Origin of the sequence: Sphingopyxis sp. H050, from assembly GCF_001468265.1 — a bacterium.
Taxonomy (GTDB): Bacteria; Pseudomonadota; Alphaproteobacteria; order Sphingomonadales; family Sphingomonadaceae; genus Sphingopyxis.
In genome coordinates this window covers 686,067-696,515 of the sequence record NZ_LNRZ01000001.1, presented here as the reverse complement: position 1 = coordinate 696,515, position 10,449 = coordinate 686,067, and the positions used below count along the sequence as shown (strand labels likewise).

Genomic DNA, 10,449 nt, shown 5'->3' with positions numbered 1-10,449 from the left:
GCCGGAGCGGGTCCCAGCCCGCCCTCCCTTTCCGTTCGTGTCGAGCGAAGTCGAGACACCCCGACGGCCAATGCTCCCCAAGCGTGTCTCGACTTCGCTCGACACGAACGGGACTGGTAGGACGGTTACCAACGAAGCGCGATTACGCCTTCCAGTACAGCCACGCCGCCCACAGCCAGCCACCGATCAGTAATGTCCCGCCGATCGGCGTGATCGCGCCAAGCCATTTCGGCGCGCCCAGCGCCATCGCATAGAGCGTGACCGAGAATATCGCTCCGCCGACCAACAAGGTGACCGCCGGCCCGCGCGCAACGCCCATGATCGCAAGCGCCGCGACCGCGTGGACGAGCTGGTAGATGCCGCCGGTGCGCAGCCATTCGGCTTGCTGCGGTCCCGCCGCGCCATGCGCGCCGAACGCCCCCGCCGCCACGGCCATCGCCGCCGAAATCGCTGCCAAAACACCGATCACCCGCACGCCCTTCCCTAAATGTCTGCAATCGGCCAAAGCTATAGGCCGACAAGAGGGAGAAGGCGATGCCCCGCGACGTTCCGTTTCCCGAAGGACTGAAACCGCCAAGCAAACTGGCGACGCTCGGCGAGCTTGCGCTGCCGTTCGACATGATCCGCTTCGGCCTCGGCGGCTATCATCTGATCGGTGCGCCGCGCGGCGATGGCCGTCCGGTCGCGCTCCTCCCCGGTTACGGCGCGAGCGAGCTGTCGATGCGGCCGCTGGAGGCGTATCTCCGCCACCTCGGCTACCATGTTCGCGACTGGGGCATGGGCCGGAACAACGGCCGCGTCGCCGCCGACGTCGAACGCTTTGCCGCGCAGGCGGTCAAATGGGCGAAAGCCGACGGTGCGCCGCTCACCCTGATCGGCTGGAGCCTCGGCGGCGTGATCGCGCGCGAGACCGCACGCGCCTACCCGCACCTCGTCCGCGAGATCATCACGCTCGGCACCCCGATCATCGGCGGTCCCAAATATACGGCGCTGGCGCAGCGTTTTGCGGGCCGCGACTTCGACGCTATCGAGCGCGAAATCCATGCGCGCAACCTCAAAGGCCTGACCCAGCCGCTCACCGTCATCTACTCCGATCGCGACGGCATCGTCGGCCCCGATATCGCCGTCGACATCTACAATCCGCAGGCGCGCAACATAAAGGTCGACGTCACCCACCTTGGTCTCGGCATTGCGCCGCGTGTGTGGCGGATCATCGCGGACACATTGGCAGGCGTGACAAACCCCGAAAAATAGACTAGGGGCGCCGCCAATCATGACAGTCAAAACCCTCCCCACCCAGCCGAAGGTCGGCATGGTGTCGCTCGGCTGCCCGAAGGCGCTCGTCGACAGCGAACGGATTCTCACCAAGCTGCGCGCCGACGGCTATGGCCTGTCGCCCGACTATGCGGGCGCCGACGTGGTGCTCGTCAACACCTGCGGCTTCCTCGACTCGGCAAAGGAAGAAAGCCTTGAGGCGATCGGTGAAGCGATGGCGGAGAATGGCCGCGTCATCGTTACCGGATGCATGGGCAACGAGGCCGAGGTCATCCGCGCGCGCTTTCCGAACGTGCTCGCGGTCACCGGCGCGCATCAGTATGAGCAGGTCGTCGATGCCGTTCACGACGCTGCGCCGCCGACGCAGGGGCCGTTCGTCGATCTGGTGCCCGAGGGCGGGCTGAAACTGACCCCGCGACACTACAGCTATCTGAAGATTTCCGAGGGCTGCAACCACAGCTGCTCCTTCTGCATCATCCCGGATCTGCGCGGGAAACTCGTCAGCCGCCGCATCGACGCGGTGCTGCGCGAGGCCGAAAAGCTCGTCGCGGCGGGGACGAAGGAATTGCTGGTGATCAGCCAGGACACCTCGGCCTATGGCGTCGATATTCGTCACGACCCGCGCCAATGGCAGGGCCGCGAAGTCCGCGCGCACATGACCGACCTCGCGCGCGAACTCGGGCAGCTCAAGACCAGCGAGGGCCGCGCGCCGTGGGTGCGCCTCCACTATGTCTATCCCTATCCGCATGTCGACGCGGTGATCCCGCTGATGGCCGAGGGGCTGCTCACACCCTATCTCGACATCCCCTTCCAGCACGCGAGCCCGAGCGTCCTCAAGCGCATGAAGCGCCCCGCCAACGAAGCGAAAGTGCTCGAACGGCTGAAGGCGTGGCGCGCGATCGCTCCCGACATCTCGATCCGCTCGAGCTTCGTCGTCGGCTTCCCCGGCGAGACCGAGGCGGATTTTCAGTATCTCCTCGACTGGCTCGACGAAGCGCAACTCGACCGCGTCGGCGCCTTCCGCTTCGAACCCGTCGCCGGCGCGCAGGCCAATGCGCTCGACAATCCGGTGCCCGAAGAGGTCAAGGAAGAGCGCTACCAGCGGATCATGGACAAGACCGCCGCGATCAGTGCCGCGAAGCTCGAAGCCAAGATCGGCCGCACGATGCCGGTGATCATCGACGAGGTCGGCGAAGCGGACGAAGACGGCAGCATCGGCGCCACCGGCCGCAGCCAGGCCGACGCGCCGGAGATCGACGGCCATGTCTATCTGCGCGATGTCGCCGCGACGTTGAAGCCCGGCGATATCGTCGATGTCGAGATCGAGGACGCCGACGAGCACGACCTGTTCGGGGTGATCCGCTAGGCACCCACGCCGAACTCACAGAGCGGCAAGCGATCGAAAACTGCCCTCTACTGCATCGTCACCCCGGACTTGATCCGGGGTCCCGCTTGTCAACCTCGCTGAGCGGGACCCCGGATCAAGTCCGGGGTGACGAAGGGCGGGAAGCGACCGATAGCTGCCTAACCTACCGCCGTTCGCATCGAGCGAAGTCGAGATGCCCCTCGGCGTGGCGCGAGGTCCATGGGTGTCTCGACTGCGCTCGACACGAACGGAAAAGAGAGATGAGCGGTTTCGACCGGAACACGACATTTATAGCTTCGTCATCCTGAACTTGTTTCAGGATCCATGGTCTGCCGTTTCCTTCGGCGCGGCATTTCATTCGAGCTCAGACCATGGATGCTGAAACAAGTTCAGCATGACGAGAATTGATGGGCAACTCCCCACCCCAAAGCCGATATTCAGCAAACCATGCAGCTCGCCTAGAACAGCCGCGTCAGCGCGTAGAACGCCGCCGCCACCAGCGCGCTCGCCGGAATGGTGATAAACCACGCCGCGACGACATTGCTTGCGACGCCCCAGCGCACGGCGCTCGCGCGGCGGGCGACGCCGGCGCCGATGATGCTGCCGGTGATCGTGTGCGTCGTCGAGACTGGGATGCCGAGCAGGCTGGCGGTGAACACCATGATCGAACCGCCGGTCGAGGCGGCGAAGCCCTGGTGGTGCGACAGCTTGGTGATGCGGCCGCCCATCGTCTCGATGATCTTCCACCCGCCCGACAGCGTGCCGAGGCCGATAGCGATATAGCAGCTGATCGCCACCCAGTGCGGCACATGGAATTCGCCGGTAAGATAACCGGTAGAATAGAGCAGCACGGTGATCACCCCCATCGTCTTCTGTGCGTCGTTGAGCCCGTGGCTCAGCGAGTAAGCCGCCGAAGAGAAGAGGTGCAGCGTTCGGAACGTGCTTTCCGCGAACCGCGCGGAGGCCCGACTGAGCGCCCAGCTGCTGACCAACATGACGAGCATCGCCAGCAGCATGCCGAGCATCGGGGACAGGAAGATCGCGATGACGGTCTTGTTGAGTCCCGTCCACTGGATGCCCTCGAACCCCGCGTGCGCGACGCCCGCGCCGACGATGCCGCCGACCAGCGCGTGGCTCGAAGACGACGGAATGCCCTTGAGCCAGGTCACGACGTTCCAGAACATCGCCCCGACGAGGGCGCCGAACACGACCGCGGGCGTCACCAGATCCTTGTCGATGATCCCCTTCCCGATCGTCTCAGCAACCTTGTGAAGCTCCGGAAAGGCGAGCGACAGGAAATAGGCGGCGAAGTTGAAGAAGGCGGCAAAGATCACCGCCTGCACCGGGCGCAGCAGCCGGGTCGCGACGACGGTGGCGATGCTGTTCGCCGCGTCGTGCAGGCCGTTCAGGAAATCGAACGCCAGCGCGAGGATGATCAGGCCGACGAGGAGCGGAAGAGCGAGTTCGTGCATGGTGGGCGCCCCGCCTTACGCGTGGTCGATGACCAGGCCGTCGATTTCGTTCGCGACATCCTCGAAGCTGTCGGTGACGCGCTCGAGGTGGCGGAACAGTTCGCGCGCGATCAGGAAGCGCGTGGGGTTGGCCTCGCCATGCTCCTTGAACAGGCGCTTGAGGCCGGCGGCATGGATGTCGTCGGCATGCCCCTCCATGCGAACGAGGCGCTCGGTGAGTTCGTGCAGCCGGATCGCGTTCGCGGAGATGTTGCGCAGCAGCGGCACCGCTTCGGCGGTGAGGCGCGCGGCGTCCACGATGATCCCGCCGATGTCGCGCATTTCGGGCTCGAACTCGGTGACGTCGTACAGATCGACCGCGCCAGCGGTCTTCTGCATCTCGTCGATCGCATCGTCCATCGAAGCGATCAGGTCGGTGATCGCGCTGCGGTCGAACGGGGTCAGGAAGGTACGGCGAACAGTCTGCAACACTTCGCGCGTGATCGCGTCGGCGTCATGCTCGCGCTCGATAATCTCCTGCACATGGTCGGCCATCCCTTCGCCGCCCTGCAGCATTCGTGCGAGCGCTTCGGCGCCCGAGGTCAGCGTCGCGGCGTGCGCCTCGAACAGCTCGAAGAAATTGCCCTGCTTGGGAAGCAGGCGCTGGAACCAGGCAAACATGTGATTGACCCCTGTCTTTTGGGCAACGTTGAAGACGACGCCGGACCGCCGCGCCGCGGCGCGGAAACCGCGGTCGCCGAACGACCGGATCATCGCCTGAAGATCGGGCTCGTCGACCGACGCCGCCGCTTGATCGAGCGTGAACCAGCGCCGCTCGCGCTCGTCCATTTCTTTCCATTCGTCGAGTTCGCGCGTCACCGCCAGCGGGAACACCTCGACATCGTACATGATCGCGGCGCCGTTCGCGCGGCGCTTGCGATATTCGTAGCTGCCGATCGAGGTCGGGCACACGGCGCCGAGCACCCCCGCCTCTTCCTCGGCCTCGATCGCCGCCGAGGCATGGCGGTCCAGCCCGGTCAGCGGATTGCCCTTGGGAATCACCCAGCGGCCCGTACCCCGCGACGTAACGAGCAGGATTTCGGTCGGACCATCCTTGTCCACGCCGCCGAATCGATAGGGAAGAACCGCAATCTGCCGCATAATTACCGCTTCAACGCCCCCTACCGCGCCCGCCGGGCGAATGATTGCAAACTCGTGACGCCCCTATGACAATAATGTGACAGCGGCAATGGCACTTTGGCGCACCGGCACTTTCCGTAAACGTCAATTCGATTGCAAAATGCAACGCGGTGCGTAATCTGCGACCTAAAGACAAATGGGAGACGAAATCATGGCAGGCACGGCGAGCCCCGTTGATCAGGACGTGCTGATCGTCGGCGCGGGCATTTCGGGCATCGGCATGGCGGTGCATCTTCAACTGCACAGCCCCGACCGCAGCTTTGGTATCGTCGAGCGTCGCGCCGAGCTGGGCGGCACCTGGGACCTGTTCCGCTATCCCGGCATCCGATCGGACAGCGACATGCACACGCTGGGTTTCGTCTTCGAGCCGTGGAAGCATGAAAAATCGATCGCCGACGGCCCCGCGATCCTCGAATATCTCAACCGCATCGTAGACGAGCGCGGCATCCGCGAGCGCATCCGCTTCGACAGCAAGGTCGTCGGCGCCGACTGGGACAGTGGGGCCGCGCGCTGGACGGTGACGTTGGAGCGGGGCGACGGAACGAGCGCGACGACCACGGCGCGCTGGCTCTACCTCGGATCGGGCTATTATGATTATGACGAGCCGTTCGACGCCCAGTTCGCCGGGCGCGAGGATTTCCGGGGCCAGATCGTCCACCCGCAATTCTGGCCGAAGGATCTCGACTATTCGGGCAAGAAGGTTGTCGTGATCGGGTCGGGCGCGACCGCGGTGACGATCGTCCCGTCGATGACCGACAAGGCTGCGCACGTGACGATGCTGCAGCGGACGCCAACCTGGTACGCGATCCGCCCTGCGAAAGACGGCATCGCCAATTTCCTCCGCAAGATCCTGCCCGACGGGCTCGCGTACAAGATCACGCGCTTCAAGAATGTGAAGATGCAGGATATCGTCTTCAAGAAGGCGCGCACCAAGCCCGAGAAGCTGAAGGAATTCCTGAGCACGAAGGTCAAGGACGCGCTCGGCGACAAATATGATCCCGAGGCCTTCACGCCGCCTTATAATCCTTGGGAGCAGCGGCTTTGCCTCGTCCCCGACGGCGATTTTTTCGAGGCGATGAAGGCCGATAAGGCGTCGGTCGTCACCGACCATATCGAGCGTTTCGACGCGACCGGCATCCAGCTCAAGTCGGGCAAGCACCTCGACGCCGATATCATCATCACCGCAACGGGCCTGAAGCTTGCGGTCGCGGGGAAAATCCCCGTGCGCGTCGACGGCGAAACCATCGATTGGAGCGAGCATTTCTATTACAAGGCCTGCATGTTCTCGAACGTGCCGAACTTTTCCGCGGTGTTCGGCTATCTCAACGCCAGCTGGACGCTTCGCGCCGACATCGTCGCCGAATATGTCTGCCGGGTGCTGAACCATATGGCAGCCACCGGCACGACGATCGCCACCCCCGCGCTGGCCGATCCGGCAAGCCTGACCGAGGAAAACATCTTCGACTTCTCGTCGGGCTATATCCAGCGGTCGATCCACATCATGCCGAAGAATGCGGACAAGCTGCCGTGGCGGCTCAACCAGGATTATATCCGCGACCGCGTTGAAATGAGGACCGGGACAATCGACGACGGCGTGCTGACGTTCAGCAACGCCGGCGCGATAGCGCGCGCTACTCCGTTGGCGGAACTGGAAGCGGCGGAATAATCAGCCGGCGTGTTCGGGCTTGCCCTTGATCGAGCCCTTGGCGAAATCCTGCAGTTGCTTTTCGGTCATGCTTTCGGCCATCTCTTTGGATGCGCCCCTCAGCTTCGACTTTGGCGTATCGCCGCGCTTGGCGCTGAGCGCGGCACCGGCGGCTTTCTGCTGGGCTTTGGATTTGGCGGGCATCGGCTTTCTCCTGTCTCCCCCGCTAACCGTTAACGATCGTGCCGCCGTTCGGATGCAGCACCTGACCCGACATATAGCTGCTGTCGTCGCAGGCCAGGAACAGGAAGGCCGGCGCGACCTCGTTGGGCTCGCCCGGCCGCTTCATCGGGGTGCTTCCGCCGAATGTGGCGACCTTGTCGGCCGGCGCGCCGCCGCGCGGGTTGAGCGGGGTCCAGATCGGACCCGGCGCTACCCCGTTGACGCGAATACCCTTGCCGACCAGATTTTCGCTCAGTGAGCGCGTGAAGGCGGTGATTGCGCCCTTGGTCGCGCTGTAGTCGAGCAATCCCTCGCTGCCCTGATACATGGTGACACTGGTGCAATTGACGATCGCCGCGCCTTTCTTGAGATGAGCGAGCGCGGCTTGGACCAGATAGAACATCCCGAAGATGTTCGTCTGAAAGGTACGCTGAAGCTGCTCCGGACTGATGTCGCGAATGTCGGCGGCGGGATGTTGCTCGCCGGCGTTGTTCACGACGATGTCGATCCGGCCAAAGGCGTCGATGGTATCAGCGACGATCCTCTCGCCCGCCTTGGGCTTTCCGACATCGGCCTTGATGGCATCGCCTTGCGGCCCTCGTCCTCGACGATCGCGACCGTGTCGTCGGCGTCCTGCCTATTCTCCAGATAGACGATCGCGACATCCGCACCCTCGCGGGCGAAGAGGGCGGCGACCGCCCGGCCAATACCGCTGTCGCCGCCGGTTACGATAGCCACCTTACCCTCGAGCCGGCCCGAACCCGGATAGCGCGGCTGCCATTTCGGCGCACGGTCGAGCTCGGCTTCGCGGTCAGACGGCGGGCGGGGAATGGTCTCGCCCTTCCCGACCGCTTTGGAGAGCTTGGCGGCGGCCTGCTTCTTGCCCTTCTTTTCTTTCGGCGTTTCACCAATCTTTCCGGCTTTCGGCATCATCCGTCCTTTATCGTATCGGGAGAAAATCGCGGGCAAAGTCGGGTTTGACCGCCCGGACCAGCGCTGACGTGACGGGCACGTTGATCTTGTAGCTTCCTTCGGCAAACGGCCCGATCTCATAGGGCGCGATCGCGATCGTCATCCGGTCGAGATGACGGCTATCCGACGAACCGAGCCATATTGTCTGCGACGAAGCCGGCGGACATTTGCCGAAAGGGCCGTCCGGGTCGTCGGCGGCCTGGATGCCCTTTGCGGCCTTCGCCTGCCTGATGCGCGCGCAGAAATCCTCGCGGATCGCAGCGTCGAACGCCTCTGCGCTGGTGAACAGATCGACCGGCTTCAGCCGCGCCCGCTTGTTGCGATCCCACAGCAAGGTGTCGAAACTCGTCATGCCGTGCGCGCCGCCCATATAGGTTTCTATCTCGGCCGAAAGACTCAGAAAGCGGGGCGTATTGGTAACGCGCTGCCATCTCTGGAGGTGGCTGTGCGCGTGATAGGGGAAGTCGCCTTTCGCCGACGCCGCCTTGTCCCGCTGCGCGGCGGCAACCAGCGCATCGCGTTTGGCCTGCCGGTCTGCGTCGAGGAATGTGGCGAGTTCCGGGATCTGCGCCGCTTCGCGCGGATAGGAATAGGCGAATTCGACAAGGTCACTCGTTTCCTCGACGTCCGACGCGGGTGCATTCTTCGCCACCTCGTCCGCGGCTCCGCCCGGCGGGGTGCCCGGCACCTTGGCCGCCGCCACCTTCTCGGCCTTGGTCGGCTCATCGTCGGAGCAGCCGGCAGCAAGCAGCATCGCGGGCAAGATGGCGGCGGCAATTCGGAAGCTCATTCCCGAACAACGCAGGGAATCGACAAAATATCCACACCGGCCTAGCACCCATCGCATGACCGACTATTCCGACCTGATCCAGCCCGACAAGGGACAGGAAGCGCGCCCGATCCATCTCGTCGACAAGAAGGGCTATGACGAGTGGCTGAAGGGGCGGAATGCCCGCGAGCGCGCGCATCTCGCCGCGGTCGGCTTCAAGCCCGACGCGTTCGTCCATGCAATCCTGCCCGGCGACGACCCCGATCGCTGGGCGGTCGTCACGACGGTCGCGAACACCGGCAGCCTGTCGGCCTGGTGTCTCGCCAAGCTGGCGCAGATATTGCCCGAGGGCCGCTATCGACTCGAAGGCGGCCAGCCGGGCAAGGCGCTGTTCGGCTGGCTGAGCGCGCAATATCGCTTCGACGCATATAAATCGAACCCGCCCGCAAAAGGCCCGCGCGTGCTGCTTACCACCGACGTCGTCACAATCGCGCCGATGGTGGCAGAGATGCGCGCGACCGCGCTGGTCCGCGACCTCGTCAACACGCCCGCCGCCGACATGGGGCCGGCGGCGATCGAGAAGGCCGCCGAGAGGATCGCCAAGGCGCATGGCGGCAAACTGACGGTCACCAAGGGCGAAGCGCTCGAGCAGGGCTATCCCATGATCCATGCGGTCGGCCGTGCCGCGGCGAAGCATCATGCACCGCGGCTGATCGAGATCGAATGGGGCAAGGAGGACCACCCGCGCGTCGCGCTCGTCGGTAAGGGGATCAGCTTCGACAGCGGCGGACTCGATATCAAGCCCGCGTCGGGCATGCGGCTGATGAAGAAGGATATGGGCGGCGCCGCGCATGTCCTCGCGCTCGCCGAACTGGTGATGGCGAGCGGGCTGCCGGTGCGCCTCCATTGCCTCGTCGCCGCCGCCGAAAATGCCATTTCGGCCGACGCTTTCCGCCCCGGCGACGTGCTCAAGAGCCGCAAGGGGCTGACGGTCGAGATCGGCAACACCGATGCCGAGGGCCGGCTCGTACTCGGCGATGCGCTGACGAAGGCCGGCGAGGGCCAGCCCGAGCTGATCGTCGATTTCGCGACGCTCACCGGCGCCGCGCGCGTCGCGCTGGGACCCGACCTCCCTGCCCTTTACGCCAACGACGATGCACTCGCCGATGATTTGCTCAAGGGCGGAATCGAACGCGACGATCCGCTGTGGCGGATGCCGCTGTGGGACGGCTATGCCGACCTGCTCGAAACCGACATCGCCGACCTCGGCAATGCGGGCAGTTCGCCCTTTGCCGGATCGATCACCGCGGCGCTGTTCCTGAAACGCTTCGTTCCCGACGGGACGCCGTGGGCGCATTTCGACACCTTCGCCTGGCGGCCCTCGGCGAAGCATGGCCGGCCGAAGGGAGGTGCCGCGCTGGGCCTCCGCGCCGCTTGGGCGATGCTCAAGGCGCGCTACGACCGGCGCGGCAAAAATTGAACAAAACTTGATAAAGCGGGGTCCGCTGGTCTAATGCGCCGCGATTGCCCGCGGGGCGCGGAAAACGGT

9 protein-coding genes and 1 pseudogene are annotated in these 10,449 nt (G+C 64.6%); 4 read left to right on the top strand and 6 right to left on the bottom strand.

The window, feature by feature from the left end; all coding sequences use genetic code 11:
* Positions 1-142 precede the first annotated feature (142 nt).
* On the bottom strand, positions 143-469 hold the full coding sequence (locus tag ATE67_RS03110; RefSeq protein WP_058815187.1) for a DUF423 domain-containing protein: 327 nt from the start codon (positions 467-469) through the stop codon (positions 143-145).
* A 65-nt stretch (positions 470-534) separates the two neighbouring features.
* On the opposite strand from ATE67_RS03110, the gene ATE67_RS03105 reads away from it, so the two are divergent.
* Complete coding sequence (locus tag ATE67_RS03105) at positions 535-1,254, top strand: esterase/lipase family protein (RefSeq protein ID WP_058815186.1); 720 nt, start codon at positions 535-537, stop codon at positions 1,252-1,254.
* A gap of 19 nt (positions 1,255-1,273) precedes the next feature.
* A complete protein-coding gene (gene rimO, locus ATE67_RS03100; protein WP_058815185.1) occupies positions 1,274-2,641 on the top strand; it encodes a 30S ribosomal protein S12 methylthiotransferase RimO in 1,368 nt (455 codons plus the stop codon).
* 458 nt (positions 2,642-3,099) lie between these two features.
* Here rimO and ATE67_RS03095 read toward each other — a convergent pair whose 3' ends face one another.
* Positions 3,100-4,113, bottom strand: a complete 1,014-nt coding sequence (locus ATE67_RS03095) for an inorganic phosphate transporter (protein WP_058815184.1) — start codon at positions 4,111-4,113, stop codon at positions 3,100-3,102.
* A gap of 15 nt (positions 4,114-4,128) precedes the next feature.
* Positions 4,129-5,253 carry a DUF47 family protein gene (locus ATE67_RS03090; protein ID WP_197411871.1) on the bottom strand — a complete coding sequence of 375 codons (1,125 nt, stop codon included), beginning with the start codon at positions 5,251-5,253 and terminating at the stop codon, positions 4,129-4,131.
* 190 nt (positions 5,254-5,443) lie between these two features.
* On the opposite strand from ATE67_RS03090, the gene ATE67_RS03085 reads away from it, so the two are divergent.
* On the top strand, positions 5,444-6,958 hold the full coding sequence (locus ATE67_RS03085; protein ID WP_231728025.1) for a flavin-containing monooxygenase: 1,515 nt from the start codon (positions 5,444-5,446) through the stop codon (positions 6,956-6,958).
* Here the strand turns inward: ATE67_RS03085 and ATE67_RS03080 are convergent, their stop codons facing one another.
* The 3 genes and pseudogenes from ATE67_RS03080 to ATE67_RS03070 all read right to left on the bottom strand — a co-directional run bounded on the left by ATE67_RS03080 (position 6,959) and on the right by ATE67_RS03070 (position 8,921).
* Positions 6,959-7,141: a DUF3008 family protein gene (locus tag ATE67_RS03080; RefSeq protein ID WP_058815182.1), complete on the bottom strand. Its 183-nt coding sequence runs from the start codon at positions 7,139-7,141 to the stop codon at positions 6,959-6,961.
* Between the two features lie 22 nt (positions 7,142-7,163).
* Positions 7,164-7,990: pseudogene (locus ATE67_RS03075) on the bottom strand (SDR family oxidoreductase).
* 109 nt (positions 7,991-8,099) lie between these two features.
* Positions 8,100-8,921 carry a PdaC/SigV domain-containing protein gene (locus tag ATE67_RS03070; RefSeq protein ID WP_058815181.1) on the bottom strand — a complete coding sequence of 274 codons (822 nt, stop codon included), beginning with the start codon at positions 8,919-8,921 and terminating at the stop codon, positions 8,100-8,102.
* A gap of 55 nt (positions 8,922-8,976) precedes the next feature.
* Here ATE67_RS03070 and ATE67_RS03065 point away from each other — a divergent pair, with 55 nt between their 5' ends.
* The gene (locus ATE67_RS03065; RefSeq protein ID WP_058815180.1) at positions 8,977-10,380 is read left to right on the top strand and encodes a leucyl aminopeptidase family protein; all 1,404 of its coding nucleotides are present in this window, start codon (positions 8,977-8,979) and stop codon (positions 10,378-10,380) included.
* The last annotated feature ends 69 nt before the right edge of the window (positions 10,381-10,449 follow it).

Bases quoted from the DNA above. Each gene is read 5' to 3' on its own strand.
- ATE67_RS03085 (WP_231728025.1), top strand. From the start codon at position 5,444: ATGGCAGGCACGGCGAGCCCCGTTGATCAGGACGTGCTGATCGTCGGC.
- ATE67_RS03080 (WP_058815182.1), bottom strand. From the start codon at position 7,141: ATGCCCGCCAAATCCAAAGCCCAGCAGAAAGCCGCCGGTGCCGCGCTC.
- ATE67_RS03095 (WP_058815184.1), bottom strand. From the start codon at position 4,113: ATGCACGAACTCGCTCTTCCGCTCCTCGTCGGCCTGATCATCCTCGCG.
- ATE67_RS03090 (WP_197411871.1), bottom strand. From the start codon at position 5,253: ATGCGGCAGATTGCGGTTCTTCCCTATCGATTCGGCGGCGTGGACAAG.
- ATE67_RS03070 (WP_058815181.1), bottom strand. From the start codon at position 8,921: ATGAGCTTCCGAATTGCCGCCGCCATCTTGCCCGCGATGCTGCTTGCT.
- ATE67_RS03065 (WP_058815180.1), top strand. From the start codon at position 8,977: ATGACCGACTATTCCGACCTGATCCAGCCCGACAAGGGACAGGAAGCG.
- rimO (WP_058815185.1), top strand. From the start codon at position 1,274: ATGACAGTCAAAACCCTCCCCACCCAGCCGAAGGTCGGCATGGTGTCG.
- ATE67_RS03105 (WP_058815186.1), top strand. From the start codon at position 535: ATGCCCCGCGACGTTCCGTTTCCCGAAGGACTGAAACCGCCAAGCAAA.